This window comes from Oceanimonas pelagia (assembly GCF_030849025.1).
GTDB lineage: Bacteria > Pseudomonadota > Gammaproteobacteria > Enterobacterales > Aeromonadaceae > Oceanimonas > Oceanimonas pelagia.
In genome coordinates this window covers 414,722-432,811 of sequence record NZ_CP118224.1, presented here as the reverse complement: position 1 = coordinate 432,811, position 18,090 = coordinate 414,722, and the positions used below count along the sequence as shown (strand labels likewise).

The window sequence follows — 18,090 nt, the reverse complement described above, 5'->3', positions numbered from 1 at the left end:
ATAGTCTGTTCACTCTTCTCCCCTCACTCCTCACCGGCCTTCGGAGCGAACAGCGCCAGCAGCTCGTTCACCTTCTGGCGATTGTGGCCGTGACGGCTGATGGTGCGCTTGACCGCCACCACGTCGAGGCTGGCGTCCCGGTACAGCTCCCGGGTAAGAGGAATATCGTGATTGCTGATCAGCACCGGCACGCCCCGCGCGGCGGTTTCCCGGGCCAGCCGCGCCAGTATGGCCTGGTCATCCAGGGTAAAGCCGTTGGCGGCATAGGTGGTAAAGCTGGCGGTACTCGACAGGGGGGCATAGGGCGGATCACAGTAGAACACCTGATCCGGCTCGGCGCTGGCAAACACCTGATCGTACCCCTGGCAGACAAAGGTCGCCTTTTGCGCCTTTTCGGCGAAAAACCACAGCTCTTTTTCGGGAAAATAAGGCTTTTTGTAGGCGCCAAAGGGCACGTTGAAGCCACCCTTGCGATTGTAGCGACACAGGCCATTGTAGCCGTGACGATTCAGATACAAAAACAGCAGGGCCCGGCGGAACGACTCCGTTTCCTGATTGAACTCGGCGCGCAGACCGTAATACACGGTCTTTTCGTTATTGGCCGCGGTGAACAGCCCCGCCGCCTCACGCACAAAGGCATCGGGGCGGGTTTTCAGCAACTGGTAGAGGTTGATCAGATCGGCGTTGATGTCCGCCAGCACATAGGCATCGAAATTCGAATTCAGAAACACCGAGCCGGCCCCCACAAAGGGCTCGACCAGGGTGCGCCCTGCGGGCAGGCGGCGGTTGATGTTGTCCACCAGCCCATATTTGCCACCGGCCCATTTCAGAAAGGCGCGGGTTTTCGTCATTGTTGCCATTGTTGCCGAACCGTGTGAGGGGCGCGCATTGTAACCCCATGCCGCGCTCATGGCTACGGGCCGGCTTCTTTTTGCACCTGGCCAAAGGGTTTGGGCCAGGGCTTGGCGGCACGCAGCTCGGCGGGCAGCGCGCCAATGGCCCGTCGCGCCTGCTCGGCGGTGGCAAAATCACCATGCACCAGCACATACCAGGGCTGGCCGTTAAGGGTGCGGGAATAGACCCAGGCGGGAGAAAGCCGGTGACGGGACACCAGTTGGTTCAGGGCATTCTGGTCCCGGCTGGCCATCAGTTGCAGGGTATAGTGCCCCGCCGGTTGCTGTTTCAGCGCTACCGGCGCAGCCGTCGGCGCCGGCCGGGGCTGCCCCTCGGCGGCAGGCGCGGGCCGGGCATCGCCGTCACGACGCAACAACCGGCTGACCACCTCATCTTCGATGATCACCCGCTCCTTGCTGCTGTCGTCGGGAGACTCCGCCACCTGAGTATTCACCCGGGGTTCATCGGGCAGGGGCTCCACCGGCCAGTCGCTCACCAGCCGGTCGGAGCCTGGCTCGGTAGCAGGCTCCTGTGTTGCCGGCTCCGCGGGCACCGCCAGGGTCAGGGGCTGGGCCGGGGCCTCGGGCAGGGAGTCGGCCTGGAACGGCTGCGCCACCTCGGGCCTGGACTCCTGCCTGCCCAGCAGCAGCGCGACCAGTGCCACCAGCCCCAGCAGGATCAGCCCGGTGAGCAGGATCTTGATCGATTTGTTTTCAAGCCATTGCCGGTATTGCGGGGTTCTCATGCTCGACTCCACCGTGGTCGCCAGATCGCCCGGGTAATGCAGCCGTTCCAGCAGCGCTGCGGTCGGCTCCACCCCGGAATAAAGGCACAGTTGCCACTTATCTTCCTCGCTCAGCTCGGGAACTTCAAGCTCCACCACCGGCAACGCCGGGTAGCTGCGCAGCAGGCCGCGCACTCCGCCAGCCCAGGACGGCAGCCCCAGCAGTGCCATAAAGGGCCGCTGCTCCGCCGGCAGCCCCAGGCACAGCTCGGCCAGCTCCAGCAACTGGGGATCGGTCAGCCACTGGCCATTGTCCACCACCAGCAGGCGCCGGCCCGGCGCCGCCGGCAGCAGCCGGGACATGGTTTCAAGCAGAGAATCATCGGGATCAAACACCGCCCCGGCAAACCATTGCGCCAGCAGGGCCTCGCGAAAGGCAGCCTGACTGGTGAGCAGGCGGGCATCAAGCACCACCGGGGTCAGCAGTTCGCTGTGCCGGGCCAGCAGGCCGGCCAGGGTGCTTTTGCCCGCGCCCTTGGGGCCACTCAGCAGTACCAGCTCCTGGTCGAGCCGGAACAGGTGCAGCAGCCGCTCCAGTAACTGCTGCTGGGAGGACAGGGTGGGCAGGGCCTCGGCCGTCACGTTCCGCGATCCTTAATCCAGCACTTGCGCCAGCTGGTCCCGAGAGACGTCGTCCACCACCCGCGCGCGGCCAATCCCCTCGGGCAGCACCAGCCGCAACTTGCCGGCCAGCACCTTTTTATCGCGCAGCATGTGCGGCAGATACTGGTCCAGGGTCATGCCGGCAGGACCGGTCACCGGCAGGTGGGCCCGGACCAGCAGCGCCTCGACCCGTGCCAGCTCGGCGTCACTCATGTCGCCGCGCAGCCGGGCGGTATGGCAGGCCTGCATGGTGCCGGCAGCCACGGCCTCGCCGTGCAGCCAGTTACCGTAGCCCATTTCCGCCTCGATGGCGTGACCAAAGGTATGACCCAGGTTGAGCAAGGCACGCACCCCGTGCTCGCGCTCGTCGCAGGCCACCATCTCGGCCTTGATTTCGCAGCAGCGGCGAATGGCATAAGACAGGGCCTCGCTATCGAGCTGCTGCAGCCGCGGCAGGTTGGTTTCCAGCCAGGCAAAGAAGTCGGCGTCCCAGATGATACCGTACTTGATCACCTCGGCCATGCCGGCGGCAAATTCCCGTTCAGGCAGGGTGCCCAGGCAGGCGGTGTCGATCAGCACCATCTCGGGCTGATAAAAGGCACCAATCATGTTCTTGCCGAGCGGATGGTTGACCGCCGTTTTGCCGCCGACCGAGGAGTCGACCTGGGCCAGCAGGGTGGTGGGCACCTGCACAAAGGGCACGCCGCGCTGGTAACAGGCGGCGGCAAACCCGGTGAGATCGCCGATGACCCCACCGCCCAGTGCCACCAGGGTGGTGTCGCGGCCGTGACCGCTTTCCAGCAGCTTGCCCATCACCAGATTGAAGGTGTCCAGGGTCTTGAACTGCTCGCCGTCGGGCAACACCAGGCTGTCGGCCTGCAGGGGCGCCAGCGCCGCCAGCAGCCGGTCAAGATACAGGGGGGCTACCACCTCATTGGTGATCACCAGCACCTTTTTACCCTTGACGGCGCCCTTCAGCAGGGCACCGTCGGCCATCAGGCCGTCGGCGATCAGTATGGGATAGCTGCGCTCCCCCAGATTGACGGTTAACCTTTCCATGGAGCTTCTCCCGGCTTACAGGCCGATCAGTTCAACGATCTGGTTGGCCACCAGCTTGGCGCTCTGCTCATCGGTACGCACTATGTAGTCGGCGACTTCACGGTAGAGCTCGTTGCGCTCTTCGGCCAGACGCTCCAGCACGTCCCGCGGCGCTTCTTCGGTTTGCAGCAGCGGACGACGCTTGTCTTTCTGCACCCGCGCCAGCTGTTTTTCCACCGTGGTTTCTAGGTACACCACTATGCCCCGGGCCGACAGCCGGTTACGGCTTTCACGGCTCTTGATGGAGCCCCCGCCGGTGGCCAGCACGATGCCCTGCAATTCGCTCAGCTCGTTGATGACTTTTTCTTCGCGTTGGCGGAAGCCCTCTTCGCCTTCGACATCAAACACCCAGCTGATATCGGCACCGGTGCGGCGCTCGATCTCGTGATCGGAGTCGTAGAACTCCATATGAAGTTGCTGTGCCAGGTATTTACCAATGGTGCTCTTGCCCGCACCCATAGGTCCCACTAGGAAGATATTGCGTTTCTCAGCCATGTTGCACGAAATTCTCACAAACAAATGCGCCCCACGAACACCGCGGGGTCGACGATGAACCTAACCTTGATTTTCTGAAACTGGACGCCGGATTATCGCAACTGAGCCGGCGGCTGGCAAGGCGCACGCCGCCGGCCCGGTTGCAGAGGCCAATGTCTAGATGCTGTCGTGCACGATACGGGGGGTGACGAAGATAATCAATTCCCGTTTGCGGTTGGTGTCGGAGGTGCTCTTGAACAGCCGCCCCACCACCGGAATGTCTCCCAGCAGCGGCACCTTGGACACATTGCGGGTAATGTCCTGCTGATAAATGCCTCCCAGCACCAGGGTTTCGCCATCACTGACCAGCACCTGGGTGGTCACCGACTGGGCGTTGATCGAGGGCACAATGGAGCCGTCGGACTGGGGCACAAATTCTCCCACACTGTCCTGAGTCACCATCAGATCCAGTACCACCCGGTTATCGGGGGTGATCTGGGGGGTCACCTTGAGACTGAGAAAGGCATCGGCAAACTCGACATTGGTGCCCTGCTCGCTGACGGTGCTGTAGGGGATCTGAACCCCCTGCTGGATCAGGGCCGGTTTCTGGCTGGAAGTGGTCACCCGGGGGCTGGCGATGATCTCGGCCCGGTTTTCCCGCTCCAGCGCCGCCAGCTCAAGGTCAAGAATGGTGCCGTCCGACAGCTTGGCGATCTGCAGGCCAATGGAGCCGCCCTCACTGGTAATGGGCAGGTTGATATTCAGATCCCCCACGGTGCGGTTATGCCCCCCCTGGGTGTCATTGCGGTACTCCCAGTTGATACCCAGATCTTCCTCCAGCCCCTCGTTGATGGTGACCATGCGCGCCTCGATCACCACCTGCTTGATGGGAATATCCAGCAGTTTCAGCATGCGCCGAATGCTCTCGATGTTTTCCCGGGTGTCCTTGATCACCAGCATGTTGGTTCGGTCATCCACCGCAATGGCGCCCCGCTCGGAAAGCAGCCGGGTGCTTTCGTTGGTGAGCAGGGCCACCACATCGGTGGCCTTGGCATAGTTGACCTGCAAAAACTCGGTTTCAAGCGGTGCCAGCACTTCCTTGGCCTGGCGGTTCTCCAGCTGCTGCTGCTCCTGTTGCGCCAGCTCCGCCGCCGGCGCCACCAGCAGAATATTGCCGTCCAGCCGCTTGTCGAGGCCACGCACCTGCAAAATGGTGTCCAGCGCCTGCTCCCAGGGGACCCCATCCAGCCGCAGGGTCAGGTTGCCCTGCACCGAGTCGGTGGTGACCAGGTTGAAATTGTTGAAATCGGCGATCAGCTGCAGCGCGGTGCGTACCGGAATGTCCTGAAAGTTCATGGAGATGGGCTTGCCGCCGTAGCGCTTGCCGGCCCCGCCGGCGGTGGTGGCCGCTGCCGGCCGGGCCAGCTCGATCACAAACTCGCGCCCCCGCTGCTCATACTGATAGGTAAAATCGCTGCCCGCCTCCACCGTAATCACCACGCTGCCACGCTCCCGGCGCGTCTGTATGCGCTGGGCCAGGGTGGCAAAGTCGGTGACATCGTAGGTTTGCAGCAGCGAGTCGGGAATATGGGTATTGTGGAAGCTGGCCTCCAGCCGCCGGCCCCGCTTTTGCAAATCCACCGCCGCCGTGGCTCGGTCCAGGGCGATCACCACGCTGGCCTGCCCTTCGCTCCCCCGGCGGAAATCGATGCCGGCAATGCCGTTGATGGTGCCCGGCGGCAACGGGGTGCCCGCCCCTGAAGGGGGGCTCACCCCCGCTCCCAGCTCCAGCCGCAGGGTGTTGCCTTGCCGGTGTACCCGATAGGGCTGCCAGCGCGCCATGGGGATCACCACCTCCAGCGCCGCACCGGCACGCCGAATGTCGATGGTGGAAATGCCCTGGCGCTCAATGGGAATGCGGTTTTCCAGCAGCGCCGAGCTGGCCCCGGGCAGGTTCAGCACCAGGGTCGGCGGGTCCTGGCTCAGTTGCTCGGTCACCGTGGGTGGCCCGTCAAACTCCATTTCCAGCACCAGTTGATCGCCGGTCAGCGGGTTAACCCGAAACTGTTCCAGACTCACGGCCAGGGCCGGCCAGGCGGTCAGCCAGGCCAGCATGGTGACCAGACAGACACTCAACCGCACGGCGGTGGTTGTTCCCATGATGCGCACTCCCTGCAAAAAATTGTGATTCGTGTTGATTCATTGTGGTTCGCCGGTCAGCGCCAGCGTAGTTTCCCGCTGAGTCCAGCAACCCCGGCCATCGGACACGTATTCCCTCAGGGTGAGCCCCGTCGCGCTGATGGCGGTGACCTCGCCATGGTCCAGCCCCAACCGGTCTCCCGGTGCCACCAGGTGGGTCGTTCCGTCCTGCGACACCACCAGCGCCCGCATGCCGGCGGCATTCTGCAGGGTCCCGCGCATGGCCAGGTTGTTGAGGGAATAGCGCTCCAGCGGCTGCCTGGGTCGCCCGATGTCGGGTTGCTCACAGTCCTTGGGCGTCTGCCGGCGGCTGGCGGCGCTCTCCGGCCGGGGCGACACAAAGGGGCTGCGCTCACTCACCGGTACATAGGCCTCGGGCACGTATTCATTGAGCTCGGGCATGGGCTCGGGCGCCGCCGCCGGCCGGGAACGTACCTCGGCCACGTAACGGCGCAGATCCTCTTCCTCGGTGCAGGCGGTCAAACCCACCAGTATCAGCAGCAGGGTCAGGCGTGCTTTCATCGCGCCCCCTGCTCATTGTATTTGTAGGTTTTGGCCAGCATGCTCATGGCGAGCTGGTCGCCGTCCTTGTTGCCAAGGCTGAAACTGTCGAGGATCACAATGCGCGGCAGCGCCGCCACATCGGCCACAAACCGGCCCAGCTGGTGGTAGTCGCCGCTGACGATGATGCGCATGGGCAGCTCGGTAGAGAACTCGCCCGGCTGCTCCGCTTCCCAGTTGATGCGCTCGATGCGCAGGCCGTTATCGGTGGCGATAAAGCTGATGTCATCGAGCAAACCGGCAATCTCCAGCTGGTTGGGCAGCTTGCGCAGCTCGTTTTCCAGCCGCGCCTGCAGCACCTTCATCTGCTGTTCATAGGCCGGCAGCGCCGCCGCCTGATGGGCCTTGGTCTCAAAGGTGCGCTTGAGCGCCGTCTCCTGGGCCCTTGCCTGCTCCAGCTCTGCCAGGCTGTCACGGATCAGAAACTGCCCCATGAGCCCGGCCAGCAGCATGCACAGTATGACCAGGGTGCCCACCTTGGCGGGCCTGGGCCACTGGCCAATGTTGTCAAAATCCAGTTCGTTCAGCTCCTGCCAGTTCATGGCTGACCTCCTTCTGAAACCACCTTCACGCTCATGGAAAACTGGCTGAGGGCAATGGGCTGGCTGTCGGAGGCATAAATCGAGCCCAGCCGGGGTTCGGTCAGCCAGCGGCTGGCTTCCATGCTGCGCAACATGGAGGCCACGCGGGGATAGGCTTCGGTTTTGCCCACCAGCTCAATGCGCTCCCGGGCCACGTTGAGCGAGCTCAGGTACACCCCGGGCGGCACCAGTCCCGGCATCTGGTTGAACAGCCGCACCGAAAAGGCTCGTCTGTGCTGTAACTGATCGATTAGCCGCATGCGCTCCAGCAATTGCTCCCGCTGCTGGCGAATGGCGCTGATCTCCCCCAGCACCTGATCCAGCTTGACGGTTTCCACCTGCAGAAAGTGATTGCGCTCCTGCTGGTGAGCCACCAGCTGTCCGATGCGCAGGTTGATGAGCAACATGACCATGGCGGTGACCGCCACCGCCGCCGCCAGCAGCAGCAGAAACCGTTTTTTCTGCCTGATTTTGAGCCCTTCCCGCCAGGGCAGCAGATTTATACTGGACATGATGAAAAGCTCCTCAGTGCCAGCCCCAGGGCGGTGGTGTAGGCCGCAGCACCGGCATACTGCCGCTCGTCCCCACCCAGTAACCGTTCAAAGCGGGGCACAAACACCGGCATGGCCAGCTCCTGTTCCAGCACCGGCGCCAGCTGATCCAGCTGGCTGCCGCCGCCGCTCAGAAACAGCGCCTGGGGCGGCTGGCTGCCGGAGCTGCTCTGGAAGATCTGCAGGTTGCGGCGAAGATGCTGAAGAATGGCGGTAATATGGCGCTGTTTTGCCTCTTCCAGCAGGGGCCCGGGCAGGGTGTGCGCCAGCTTGGCGGTTTCGGCCTGGCTGTCGGGCATGCCCGACAGCTGGCTCAGCTCCCGGGTAAAATGAGCGCCGCCAAAGTTCTGCAGCCGGCTGTGAATGACCTCTCCCCGCTCCATCACGCCAAAGGTCAGGCATTCGGCGCCAATATCCGCCAGTGCCAGCGGGCCGGCGTCGGCCTGTTCAGCCTGCAGCAGGGCCTGGGCGGCACGGGCGATGGCGTGCACCCCTATGTCTACCACCCCGGCCTCCCAGCCCGCCAGCTGCAAGGCCGCCAGACGCGTGGAAATGCTGTCGGTGCGGGCGGCACTGAGCAGAATGTCTTCCCGGTCGGGACGGGACGGACTGGGCCCCAGGCGCTCATAGTCGAGGCTGATTTCCTCCAGCGGAAAGGGGATATGCTGGCCGGCCTCCAGCATCACCTGGTTTTCCAGATCGTCGTCATTCAGGCCTCGGGGCAAGGCAATGATTTTGCTGGTCACACTGCTGCCGGTGACCGCCGTGGCCACCCTGTCGATGCGGCTGCCAAGCTGGCGCCGCAGCTGCTTCAGGGCCTCACCCACGGCTTCAATGTCCTGCAGCTGGTGATCGATAATGCTGTTGGCGGGCGTGGGCACGCTGGCCATGGCGGCCAGTTGCAGGCGTTCCCTCTGCCCCTTGAGCACCACCGCCTTCAGGCTGCCGGTACCAAAGTCCACCCCCACCATCCACTGCACGTCCCGTTTTCCGGTCAGGCTAAACATAAGCGTCCATGTAGTTGTTTTTGCTGGCGTCTGTAAGCTTACACAGACTCATTTGTACTTATATACATTTAGTAAAATAAAACCAAAAGCGCTCGAACACGACGCCGGTCACAGGATATACTTGCCGGCCAATTGGTTAAAAAATGATTTACCGGGTTTTATTACATGCTCAAATGGCTCGTTCGCCTGCTTGCCCTGGCCTTTTTCCTTGGCCTTTCCGGCATGGTTGCACTTTTTGTACTGTACCAGCAAATCAGTGCCGATCTGCCGGATGTTTCCACCCTCAAAGACGTGCGTCTGGAAACCCCCATGCGCATCTACAGCCAGGACGGCGAACTGATCTCCCAGTATGGTGAGCAACGCCGCACGCCGGTGACCATCGACCGAATGCCGCCTCAGTTGATCGACGCCTTCCTTGCCACCGAGGATGCCCGCTTTTACGAACACCCGGGCATCGACCCCGTGGGCATCGCCCGTGCCGCTCTGGTGTGGCTGACCACGGGAGAAAAGCGTCAGGGCGCCAGCACCATTACCCAGCAGGTGGCCCGCAACTTTTTCCTCAGCCGGGAAAAAACCATAGTGCGCAAGGTCAAGGAGATTGTTCTGGCTTTGCACATTGAAAGTCAACTGAGCAAGGACGAGATCCTTGAACTGTACCTCAATAAAATTCCCCTGGGGCACCGCGCCCACGGCGTGGGCGCGGCCGCTCAGGTATATTACGGCAAGGAGCTGGCCGATCTGACCCTGGCGGAAATGGCGATGATTGCCGGGCTGCCCAAGGCCCCGTCCACCCTCAACCCCATCAGCAACCCGCGCCGGGCCGAGGAACGCCGCGCGGTGGTACTGGGCCGCATGCTGGACACCGGCAAGATCAGCCAGGCCCAGTATAACGAGGCCATAGCGGCGCCGGTGCGCACCCGCTATCACGGTGCCGAAATCACCCTCAACGCCCCCTACCTGGCGGAGATGGCCCATCAGTTCGCGGTGTCCATGTTCGGGGACGAGGCCTACACCCGCGGCCTGAACATTTACACCACGGTGCACGCCGACGAGCAGCAGGCCGCCAACCAGGCGCTGGTGAACGGCCTGCTGGCCTACGATCTGCGCCACGGCTACCGCGGCGCCGAGGCCACCCTGTGGCGGGACTCCCCCCCCTGGAGCCAGGAGCAGATTGAACAGCACCTGGACGAACAGCCCAGCTACTGGCCCTTACAGCCGGCGGTGGTCACCCAGGTGGGTGAGCGCAGTGCTACCGTGGTGATCAAGGACAAGGGGACCGCCCGGCTGGATTGGGATGGGCTCAAGTGGGCGCGCGCCTATATTGCCGACAACCGCCAGGGCAAGGCGCCTTCCCGGGCCGGCGAGATCCTCAAGGCGGGAGAACAAGTCTGGGTCCGCCCTCTCGGTGAAGGCTGGATGCTGGGCCAGCTGCCCGACATCAACGGCGCCCTGGTGGCGCTGGAGCCCACCACCGGCGCCGTAACCGCCCTGGTGGGCGGGTTCAACTTCACCCTCAACAAGTTCAACCGGGTGGAGCAGGCCGAACGGCAGATGGGCTCCAACATCAAGCCCTTTATCTACTCCACCGCCCTGGATCAGGGTTTTACCCTGGCCAGCCTGGTGAACGATGCCCCCATCAACCACTGGGACGTGGGCAGCGGCAATGCCTGGAAGCCACGCAACTCCCCCAATGTGTATGATGGCCCCATTAGGGTTCGCGAGGCCCTGGCCCGCTCCAAGAACGTGGTATCCATTCGCCTGCTGCGCGACAGCGGCATTGCCAACGCCATGCAACGGCTGAACGACTTCGGCTTCGATACCAGCCGCATTCCCGCCACCGAGAGCCTGGCGCTGGGCTCGCCGTCGGCCACGCCGCTGCAAATGGCCACCGGCTATGCCGCCTTTGCCAATGGCGGCTACAAGGTCACTCCCTTTGTGGTGGAGCGCATTGAAGACACCCAGGGCGTGGTACTGTACCGGGCCGCGCCCGAGCAGCGGCGCATTGTCAGCGAGGAAAACGCCTTTCTTATCAGCTCGGCGCTGACCTCGGCCATTCAGGGCGGGGTCAGTGGAGAGCGCCGCTGGAACGGCACCGGCTGGCGCGCCGGCCGCGCCCTGGGCCGCAGCGACATCGCCGGCAAGACCGGCACCACCAACGACTCCCGGGATGCCTGGTTTTCGGGCTTTACCCCGGATCGGGTGGCCACCGCCTGGGTGGGCTTTGACGACTTTGGCCGGCCGCTGGGCCGCACCGCCTATCATCCCAACCTGGGCCGGGATCAGGTGGCCGGCGGCGAGTTTGGCGGCAGCACGGCGCTGCCGATCTGGGCCGATTACATGAAGGTGGCGTTGTCGCACTTTCCCGAACGTGACCGCCCCGTGCCCGCCGAGCTGGTGACCGCCACCATAGACACCGGCACCGGCCTGCTGAGCAACAACGGCAAGGGCCGCACCGAGTACTTTGTAAAGGGCAGCGAGCCTCGCCGCTACAGCCAGCCCGACAGCCACCAGCAGTTTGGCGGCACCAGCGTCACCGACGAGCTGTTTTAAACGGGACACACGACAAACAAAAGGCGCTGCGTGCAGCGCCTTTTTTATGACAGCCGAGCCGTCAGCAGGGTGCTGATCACCCGGGCCATTTCGTTAAAGCAGGGCCGGCGCACCGAATGGGCCCGGTGCAGCAGGGCAATGGTCCGGCTGGGCCGGGGGTCGGTCACCTTCACATAGTGTACCCCGGTGTCGCCATTGTGCTCGCCCACCGCCAGCTGAGGCAGCAGGGTAAGCCCCGAGCCGGCGGCCACCATGTTGCGCAGGGTTTCCAGGCTGGTGGCCTTGAAGTGGCTGTCCTCCCCGATGCCGGCGGCAAAACAGAAGCCCATGGCCTGGTCCCGCAGGCAATGGCCGTCTTCCAGCATCAGCAGCTTTTCGCCCTTGAGCTCGTCGAGCCGTATTTGCTCACGCCCGGCCCACTCATGCCCCGCCGGCACCGCCAGCAGCATGGCCTCCTCGTAAAGCGGCAGAGCGCCAAAGTTATCCATATTATCGAGCTGCGCCAGGATCAGGCAGTCCAGCTCACCGTCCGCCAGCTGCTTGAGCAGCACCTGGGTCTGGGCTTCATACAAAAAGATGTGCAGCTCGGGAAAGTGCTGCTTGAGCGCGGGTATGATATGGGGCAGCAGGTAGGGGCCAACGGTGGGGATCAGCCCGATGTGCAGCTCCCCCGACATGGGTTCGGTAAAGGTGCGGGCGATGTCGCGCAGCTCCTTGGTGGCGGCCAGCACTCGGCGGGCCTGCGCGGTAATGGCGTCTCCTGCCGGCGTAAACAGCACCTTGCGGGAGGTACGCTCCATCAGCAGCACCCCCAGCTCGTCTTCGAGCTTGCGCAACTGGCCGCTGAGAGTGGGCTGACTGACGAAGCATTTCTCCGCCGCCTTGCGAAAGTGACGCTCTTCGGCGAGCGCCACCAGATATTCAAGATCCCGTAAATTCACCTGTTCACCATGGTTATTCATTCCGTTAACGGCATGATCCCCGATTTTGGTGAAAATGGAAAGGATCAGCCCAGGTGGGCGGCCAGCTCGTCGCTGCCGCCGATATGGCGCCCGTCGATAAACACCTGGGGCACGCTAGACCGGCCGGAGACCGCCTTCAGGCTGATGCTGGTGGCATCCTGGCCGATGATCACCTCCTCGTAGCGCATGTTGCGCTCCAGCAACATCTGCTTGGCACGGGCGCAGTAGGGGCAGCCCGGCTTGGTAAACAGGGTGATGGCCGAGGGCTTAACCGCATGCGGATTGATATGCGCCAGCATGGTGTCGGCATCGGACACTTCAAAGGGGTCACCGGGCTTTTCGGGCTCGATAAACATCTGTGCAATCACGCCGTCCTTCACCAGCATGGAGTAGCGCCAGGAGCGGCGGCCAAAGCCCAGCTCGCGTTTGTCCACCAGCATGCCCATGCCCTCGGTGAACTCACCGTTGCCGTCGGGGATCACGCGAATATGCTCGGCTTCCTGATCCGCCAGCCAGGCGTTCATCACAAAGGTGTCGTTCACACTCATGCAGATGATGTCGTCCACGCCATTTTCAAACAGCACCGGCGCCAGCTCGTTGTAGCGGGGCAGATGTGTGGAAGAGCAGGTGGGGGTAAAGGCGCCGGGCAGTGAAAACACCACCACGGTTTTGCCGCTGAACAGTTCGTCGCTGGTGATGTCGATCCACTGATCCTGCTGGCGGGTGCGAAAGGTGACCTGAGGTACGCGCTGGCCGGTTTTATTTATCATGGGGTGAGTCCTTGTGATACTTGTTTGAAACCGGACTCAGTATGCTATCACCATAAACAAAGATTAAATCGTTTAAATGACTAAAATTGATAGTTTTCATCAATCAAAAAAGAGCAATGGTGCCGCCATTGCCCTTTTCATCATCTGCGTCAGCCCCGGCCGTTGAACCACCCGTTATAAATCTGCTCCTTTAACGCCAGTCGTCTCAGCTTCAGGCTTTCAAACTCGGCGTCGGAGATCGGCAGGTTACAGGCCTCCAGGCCTTCAATCTCGTGGTTCACCTTGTGATATTCCCGGGCCAGGCGGGCAAACTCCTCGTCGTTAAGCTTGAGCGCGGTTATGTGCTCGGCATGCTCGGGAAATTCTTCGGCAAGCGTGTGTGTCATGGATCAACCTCCTCGGCAACAGGGGATGATTTAACTATAGACGACACACTCTTCCGGCACCCGGGCCATGGCCGCTTCCACCACCTCGGGACCGGCACCGCGTTTGTGGGCGTTTTCGCTGAGATGCCGCCGCCAGGCCCGGGCCCCCGGCATGCCCTGAAAAATCCCCAGGGTGTGGCGGGTGATGTTACCCAGATAGGTACCCTGGCTCAGCTCCCGCTCGATATAGGGCAGCAGGTTGCGGATCACCTGATGCCGGCTGGGCACCGGCCCCCCGTCCCCAAACAGCTCGGCATCCACCCGGGCCAGCAAATACGGGTTCTGGTACACCTCCCGGCCCAGCATGACCCCGTCCAGATGCTCAAGATGCGCCCTGGCGTCTTCCAGGGTCTTGATGCCACCGTTAATGGCGATGGTCAGCCCGGGGTAATCGCGCTTGAGCCGGTACACCCGCTCATAGTCCAGCGGCGGAATCTCGCGGTTTTCCTTGGGGCTCAGCCCCTGCAGCCAGGCCTTGCGGGCGTGCACGATCAGCGCATCCACGCCGGCCTCGGCCACCCTGTCCACCAGCGTGCACAGGAACTCGTAGCTGTCCTGCTCGTCAATGCCGATGCGGGTTTTCACCGTTACCGGAATGGACACCGCCGCCTTCATCGCCGCCACGCCGTCGGCCACCTTTTGCGGCTCGGCCATCAGGCAGGCGCCAAACAGGCCATTCTGCACCCGATCCGAGGGACAACCCACGTTCAGGTTGATCTCGTCATAGCCGCGTTGCTCGGCAAGCCGGGCGCAGTGCGCCAGCGCTTCGGGATCGTTGCCCCCCAGCTGCAGCACCAGCGGGTGCTCTTCGTCGTTATAGGCCAGGTAGTCACCCTTGCCGTGAATAATGGCGCCGGTGGTCACCATCTCGGTATAGAGCTGGGCATGACGGCTCATCAGCCGGTGGAAGTAGCGGCAATGGCGATCGGTCCAGTCGAGCATGGGGGCAACGGAAAAGCGGGCGCTGGGGAATTGACTCATGGGAATGATGACTTTTTGAACAACGGGGCGCGCATTATACCCAAGGCGGCTCACAGACCCAACCCCGAACACGAGAAGGGGCCGGCGGCTGTGGTAGAATGCGCTCAGAAGCCCTAGCGATGAGCCAGATTTATGTCCATACCACAACAACTTAAACGTGCCGAGCAACTGTGCGAGCAGCGCGGCGTGCGCTTTACGCCCACCCGCCGCCATGTGTTTACCCTGATGGCGGGACACAAGGGAGCAGTCAGTGCCTACGAGTTGCTGGATCAGCTCAAGGAGCTGGAGCCGAGCGCCAAACCGCCCACGGTTTACCGGGCGCTGGACTTCTTGCTGGCCCAGGGCTTTGTGCACAAGGTGGAGTCGCTCAATGCCTTTCTGTTCTGCGACCACTTCGCCGAGCACCACCCCATGCAACTGCTGATCTGCACTCGGTGCGGCGAGGTCATCGAGCTGCACGACAAGGCCATCAATCACGCCTTTGAACATCAGGCCGAGCTGCATGGCTTTGCCATCACCAGCCAGTCCATCGAGGCGCACGGCCAGTGTCGCCGTTGCCAGAGCGAAATGGCCGGCAGCTGATATGCTTATGGCACAGCCATCCCAACAAGGACGCAACGATGGGCGCACTGATCAAGCTGCTGCTGTTACTGCTGGTCGCCTTTTTTCTGGCCAGCGAAGTCAACCTCAGTACCTCGCTGTACCGCTATGAAGACAACGAGATCGAGCTGAGTTTTCCGGTCTGGCAAACCGACAAGCCCTGGTATTACCTCAAATGGAACCCGGCCGAACGGGAATTCGAACAACGCCTTCAGTGGGAAAAGTGACCGCAAGAGGCGCCGGCCGGCACCGTCATGCCGGCATTCCCCACGGAGTCCTGCCCAGGTCGCCGGTTACGGACAGGTGCGCCTGGTCAGCGGGGAGAGCATCATGGCACGAGGCGTAAGCCCCTGAACGAAAAGCCCTGTTGCACGCAACAGGGCTCTTGTTTAACACGATGGCTTAATCGACATATTCCAGTATGGGGCGGGCGGTCATGCGGGTGACCAGCTCATAGGCGATGGTGCCCACATGGCGGGCCACTTCTTCGGCGGCCAGGCCCTCTCCCCACAGCAGCACTTCATCCCCCACCCGATCGGTGGCGTCCGGCCCCAGATCCACCGTGGCCATGTCCATGGAAACCCGGCCCGCCAGGGGCACGCGGCGGCCGTTAACCAGCACCGGTGTGCCTGCCGGCGCCATGCGCGGATAGCCGTCGCCATAGCCCACGGCAATCACGCCGATGCGGGTATCTCTTGGGCTGACCCAGCTGCCGGCATAGCCCACCGGCTCGCCGGCCTTGTGCTCGCGCACCGCAATCAGGGTGGTGGTGAAGTTCATCGCCGGACGCAGACCGAAGTCGGTGCCCTGCCGGTCGCCAAAGGGGGTGATGCCGTAGAGCATGACACCGGGGCGAATGTAGTCGGCATGAGCCTCGGGAAAGGCCAGCACACCGGCGGAGTTGCACAGGGCGGTGGCGCCCACCTTGCCCGCGGTAGCGGCCTGAAAACGGGCGATCTGGGCTTCGGTTACGGCGCGCTGATCGGGCTCGTCGGCCCGGGCAAAGTGGGTCATGGCATTCACCGGCTGCACCACGCCAGGCAGCCTGGCCAGACGGGAAAAGACCTCTTCGGCTTCTTCCGGGGCAAAACCGACCCGGTGCATGCCCGAGTCGATTTTAACCCACACGGTGACCGGGGCGGCCAGGGCGGTACGCTCCAGCGCCTCGAGCTGGGCATGGCCGTGAATGCACAGATGAAAGTTGTGGCGCACAGCGTGGTGCAGCTGCTCAAGGTTAAAAAAGCCCTCCAGCAGCAGAATGGGCAGCTGAATGCCGCCGGCACGCAGTCGCTGGGCCTCTTCAAAGCGTGCCACCGCAAACATGTCGGCATCCGGCTCCAGCGCCGCCGCCACGCGAAGATCACCGTGTCCGTAGGCATTGGCCTTGACCACCGCAATGGCCTTGGCATTGGGTGCCTGTTGCTTGGCGACCTTCAGATTGTGCCGAATTGCCTGCAGACTGATGCGGGCCACCGCTCCCCGTGCATCCATCTTGACTCCTTAATAATCATCATCGAAATCCGGTCCGGCGTAGTTGTCGAAGCGGGAAAACTGCCCCTGAAACGTCAGCCGCACCTTGCCTATGGGTCCGTTACGTTGCTTGCCGATGATGATTTCAGCGATGCCTTTATCGGGACTGTCTTCATGATAGACCTCGTCCCGGTAGATAAACATGATGAGGTCGGCGTCCTGCTCGATGGAGCCGGATTCCCGCAGATCCGAGTTCACCGGCCGCTTGTCGGCCCGCTGTTCCAGACTTCGGTTAAGCTGGGACAGCGCCACCACCGGCACCTGCAGCTCCTTGGCCAGGGCCTTGAGCGAGCGGGAGATCTCGGCGATCTCCAGGGTCCGGTTGTCGGCCAGGCTGGGGACCGTCATCAATTGCAGGTAGTCGATCATGATCATGCTGACGCCACCGTGCTCGCGGGCCACGCGCCGGGCCCGCGAGCGCACTTCGGTGGGGGTCAGGCCGGAAGAATCGTCAATGTAGAGCTGACCTTTCTCCAGCAGCATGCCCATGGTGGACGACAACCTGCCCCAGTCTTCATCATCCAGTTGCCCGGTTCGAATGCGGGTTTGATCGATTCGCCCCAGGGAAGCAAGCATCCGCATAATAATCTGCTCAGATGGCATTTCCAAGGAGAATATGAGCACAGGTTTGTCATTTGTTAGTGCAGCATGCTCGCAAAGATTCATTGCAAAAGTGGTTTTACCCATAGAGGGTCGTGCCGCCACTATAATCAGATCGGAAGGCTGCAGTCCGGCAGTTTTTTTATCTAGATCTGAGTAGCCTGTAGAGACGCCGGTAATGCCCTGATGAGGATTTTTAAATAAATCTTCTATGCGATCGATGGTCTTTTCCAGCAGGGTACGCAGGGGTTGCGGGCCTTCGTTGGCATTGGTGCGGCTTTCGGCGATCTTGAATACCCGGCTTTCGGCCAGATCCAGCAGATCGGACGAGCTGCGCCCCTGGGGATCGAAACCGGCCTCGGCTATCTCGTTGGCCACGGCAATCATCTCGCGCACCACCGCCCGCTCGCGCACTATGTCGGCATAGGCGCCGATATTGGCGGCACTGGGGGTGTTTTTGGCTACCTCCACCAGGTAAGAAAAACCGCCCACGGTTTCCAGCGCCTCGTGGCGCTCCAGCTCTTCCTGCACCGTGATCAGATCGATGGGGCTGCCGGCCTGGCTGAGCCGCTGCATGGCCTGAAACACCAGCCGGTGAGGCCGGCTGTAGAAGTCGGTATCCGAGACCTTTTCCGCCACCCGATCCCAGGCGTTGTTGTCCAGCAGCAGGCCGCCCAGCACGGACTGCTCCGCTTCAAAGGAATGGGGGGGCATTTTAAGCTGGGCCACGGCCTGATCGGACCGGTTGGCGGTCTTGTCTGTCATCGGAACTCTCGCTGATTGACCAAAACGCCATTATCGGAATTTTTGGCCGGCACTGAAAGGTTCAAAGGCGTCTTAAACACGCCATTGCAGCGCTGAATAACAAAACGGCAGTTGACATAACATGTCGCTGCTTTAGGATGTTGCCAGTCCGTTAA

At 62.3% G+C, this 18,090-nt stretch carries 18 protein-coding genes; 3 read left to right on the top strand and 15 right to left on the bottom strand.

What is annotated here, in order from left to right; translation table 11 throughout:
* Positions 1-23 precede the first annotated feature (23 nt).
* The 9 genes from PU634_RS02030 to pilM form a co-directional block, all read right to left on the bottom strand.
* On the bottom strand, positions 24-851 hold the full coding sequence (locus PU634_RS02030) for a Dam family site-specific DNA-(adenine-N6)-methyltransferase (RefSeq protein WP_306763642.1): 828 nt from the start codon (positions 849-851) through the stop codon (positions 24-26).
* Positions 852-913: 62 nt separating this feature from the next.
* Positions 914-2,260 (bottom strand): SPOR domain-containing protein, encoded by a 1,347-nt coding sequence (locus tag PU634_RS02025; RefSeq protein WP_306762412.1) that lies wholly within the window; start codon positions 2,258-2,260, stop codon positions 914-916.
* 12 nt (positions 2,261-2,272) lie between these two features.
* Positions 2,273-3,340, bottom strand: coding sequence for a 3-dehydroquinate synthase (gene aroB / locus PU634_RS02020; protein WP_306762411.1), 1,068 nt, complete (start codon positions 3,338-3,340; stop codon positions 2,273-2,275).
* A gap of 15 nt (positions 3,341-3,355) precedes the next feature.
* Complete coding sequence (aroK, locus tag PU634_RS02015) at positions 3,356-3,874, bottom strand: shikimate kinase AroK (protein WP_306762410.1); 519 nt, start codon at positions 3,872-3,874, stop codon at positions 3,356-3,358.
* Positions 3,875-4,030: 156 nt separating this feature from the next.
* Positions 4,031-6,013, bottom strand: coding sequence for a type IV pilus secretin PilQ (locus tag PU634_RS02010; RefSeq protein WP_306762409.1), 1,983 nt, complete (start codon positions 6,011-6,013; stop codon positions 4,031-4,033).
* A gap of 39 nt (positions 6,014-6,052) precedes the next feature.
* The gene (locus PU634_RS02005) at positions 6,053-6,574 is read right to left on the bottom strand and encodes a pilus assembly protein PilP (RefSeq protein WP_306762408.1); all 522 of its coding nucleotides are present in this window, start codon (positions 6,572-6,574) and stop codon (positions 6,053-6,055) included.
* A complete protein-coding gene (locus PU634_RS02000; protein WP_306762407.1) occupies positions 6,571-7,155 on the bottom strand; it encodes a type IV pilus inner membrane component PilO in 585 nt (194 codons plus the stop codon). The genes PU634_RS02005 and PU634_RS02000 overlap by 4 nt, the downstream gene beginning before the upstream one ends.
* Entirely contained in the window at positions 7,152-7,706 is a 555-nt protein-coding gene (locus PU634_RS01995; protein WP_306762406.1) for a PilN domain-containing protein, read from the bottom strand. The genes PU634_RS02000 and PU634_RS01995 overlap by 4 nt, the downstream gene beginning before the upstream one ends.
* Complete coding sequence (pilM, locus tag PU634_RS01990) at positions 7,694-8,752, bottom strand: type IV pilus assembly protein PilM (protein ID WP_306762405.1); 1,059 nt, start codon at positions 8,750-8,752, stop codon at positions 7,694-7,696. The genes PU634_RS01995 and pilM overlap by 13 nt, the downstream gene beginning before the upstream one ends.
* A 165-nt stretch (positions 8,753-8,917) precedes the next feature.
* Between pilM and PU634_RS01985 the strand changes: the two genes are divergently transcribed.
* Entirely contained in the window at positions 8,918-11,302 is a 2,385-nt protein-coding gene (locus PU634_RS01985) for a penicillin-binding protein 1A (RefSeq protein ID WP_306762404.1), read from the top strand.
* Between the two features lie 44 nt (positions 11,303-11,346).
* Here PU634_RS01985 and oxyR read toward each other — a convergent pair whose 3' ends face one another.
* From oxyR to dusA, 4 genes are all read right to left on the bottom strand, one after another.
* On the bottom strand, positions 11,347-12,243 hold the full coding sequence (gene oxyR / locus PU634_RS01980) for a DNA-binding transcriptional regulator OxyR (RefSeq protein ID WP_306763641.1): 897 nt from the start codon (positions 12,241-12,243) through the stop codon (positions 11,347-11,349).
* A gap of 65 nt (positions 12,244-12,308) precedes the next feature.
* Positions 12,309-13,034: a glutathione peroxidase gene (locus PU634_RS01975; RefSeq protein ID WP_306762403.1), complete on the bottom strand. Its 726-nt coding sequence runs from the start codon at positions 13,032-13,034 to the stop codon at positions 12,309-12,311.
* 149 nt (positions 13,035-13,183) lie between these two features.
* Positions 13,184-13,420 (bottom strand): HP1242/YdcH family protein, encoded by a 237-nt coding sequence (locus PU634_RS01970; protein ID WP_306762402.1) that lies wholly within the window; start codon positions 13,418-13,420, stop codon positions 13,184-13,186.
* Positions 13,421-13,450: 30 nt separating this feature from the next.
* Positions 13,451-14,440 carry a tRNA dihydrouridine(20/20a) synthase DusA gene (gene dusA / locus PU634_RS01965; RefSeq protein WP_306762401.1) on the bottom strand — a complete coding sequence of 330 codons (990 nt, stop codon included), beginning with the start codon at positions 14,438-14,440 and terminating at the stop codon, positions 13,451-13,453.
* Between the two features lie 132 nt (positions 14,441-14,572).
* On the opposite strand from dusA, the gene zur reads away from it, so the two are divergent.
* On the top strand, positions 14,573-15,022 hold the full coding sequence (gene zur, locus PU634_RS01960) for a zinc uptake transcriptional repressor Zur (RefSeq protein ID WP_306762400.1): 450 nt from the start codon (positions 14,573-14,575) through the stop codon (positions 15,020-15,022).
* A gap of 38 nt (positions 15,023-15,060) precedes the next feature.
* The gene (locus tag PU634_RS01955) at positions 15,061-15,267 is read left to right on the top strand and encodes a hypothetical protein (protein WP_306762399.1); all 207 of its coding nucleotides are present in this window, start codon (positions 15,061-15,063) and stop codon (positions 15,265-15,267) included.
* Positions 15,268-15,442: 175 nt separating this feature from the next.
* On the opposite strand, the gene alr is transcribed toward PU634_RS01955, so the two are convergent.
* On the bottom strand, positions 15,443-16,531 hold the full coding sequence (gene alr / locus PU634_RS01950; RefSeq protein ID WP_306762398.1) for an alanine racemase: 1,089 nt from the start codon (positions 16,529-16,531) through the stop codon (positions 15,443-15,445).
* Between the two features lie 9 nt (positions 16,532-16,540).
* Positions 16,541-17,935 carry a replicative DNA helicase gene (gene dnaB, locus PU634_RS01945; RefSeq protein ID WP_306762397.1) on the bottom strand — a complete coding sequence of 465 codons (1,395 nt, stop codon included), beginning with the start codon at positions 17,933-17,935 and terminating at the stop codon, positions 16,541-16,543.
* Positions 17,936-18,090 lie beyond the last annotated feature (155 nt).

What these genes read in the sequence shown, in the direction of transcription:
- PU634_RS02030 (WP_306763642.1), bottom strand. Translation starts at nt 851, where the DNA reads ATGACGAAAACCCGCGCCTTTCTGAAATGGGCCGGTGGCAAATATGGG.
- aroB (WP_306762411.1), bottom strand. Translation starts at nt 3,340, where the DNA reads ATGGAAAGGTTAACCGTCAATCTGGGGGAGCGCAGCTATCCCATACTG.
- aroK (WP_306762410.1), bottom strand. Translation starts at nt 3,874, where the DNA reads ATGGCTGAGAAACGCAATATCTTCCTAGTGGGACCTATGGGTGCGGGC.
- PU634_RS02010 (WP_306762409.1), bottom strand. Translation starts at nt 6,013, where the DNA reads ATGGGAACAACCACCGCCGTGCGGTTGAGTGTCTGTCTGGTCACCATG.
- PU634_RS02005 (WP_306762408.1), bottom strand. Translation starts at nt 6,574, where the DNA reads ATGAAAGCACGCCTGACCCTGCTGCTGATACTGGTGGGTTTGACCGCC.
- PU634_RS02000 (WP_306762407.1), bottom strand. Translation starts at nt 7,155, where the DNA reads ATGAACTGGCAGGAGCTGAACGAACTGGATTTTGACAACATTGGCCAG.
- PU634_RS01995 (WP_306762406.1), bottom strand. Translation starts at nt 7,706, where the DNA reads ATGTCCAGTATAAATCTGCTGCCCTGGCGGGAAGGGCTCAAAATCAGG.
- pilM (WP_306762405.1), bottom strand. Translation starts at nt 8,752, where the DNA reads ATGTTTAGCCTGACCGGAAAACGGGACGTGCAGTGGATGGTGGGGGTG.
- PU634_RS01985 (WP_306762404.1), top strand. Translation starts at nt 8,918, where the DNA reads ATGCTCAAATGGCTCGTTCGCCTGCTTGCCCTGGCCTTTTTCCTTGGC.
- PU634_RS01975 (WP_306762403.1), bottom strand. Translation starts at nt 13,034, where the DNA reads ATGATAAATAAAACCGGCCAGCGCGTACCTCAGGTCACCTTTCGCACC.
- PU634_RS01970 (WP_306762402.1), bottom strand. Translation starts at nt 13,420, where the DNA reads ATGACACACACGCTTGCCGAAGAATTTCCCGAGCATGCCGAGCACATA.
- dusA (WP_306762401.1), bottom strand. Translation starts at nt 14,440, where the DNA reads ATGAGTCAATTCCCCAGCGCCCGCTTTTCCGTTGCCCCCATGCTCGAC.
- zur (WP_306762400.1), top strand. Translation starts at nt 14,573, where the DNA reads ATGTCCATACCACAACAACTTAAACGTGCCGAGCAACTGTGCGAGCAG.
- PU634_RS01955 (WP_306762399.1), top strand. Translation starts at nt 15,061, where the DNA reads ATGGGCGCACTGATCAAGCTGCTGCTGTTACTGCTGGTCGCCTTTTTT.
- alr (WP_306762398.1), bottom strand. Translation starts at nt 16,531, where the DNA reads ATGGATGCACGGGGAGCGGTGGCCCGCATCAGTCTGCAGGCAATTCGG.
- dnaB (WP_306762397.1), bottom strand. Translation starts at nt 17,935, where the DNA reads ATGACAGACAAGACCGCCAACCGGTCCGATCAGGCCGTGGCCCAGCTT.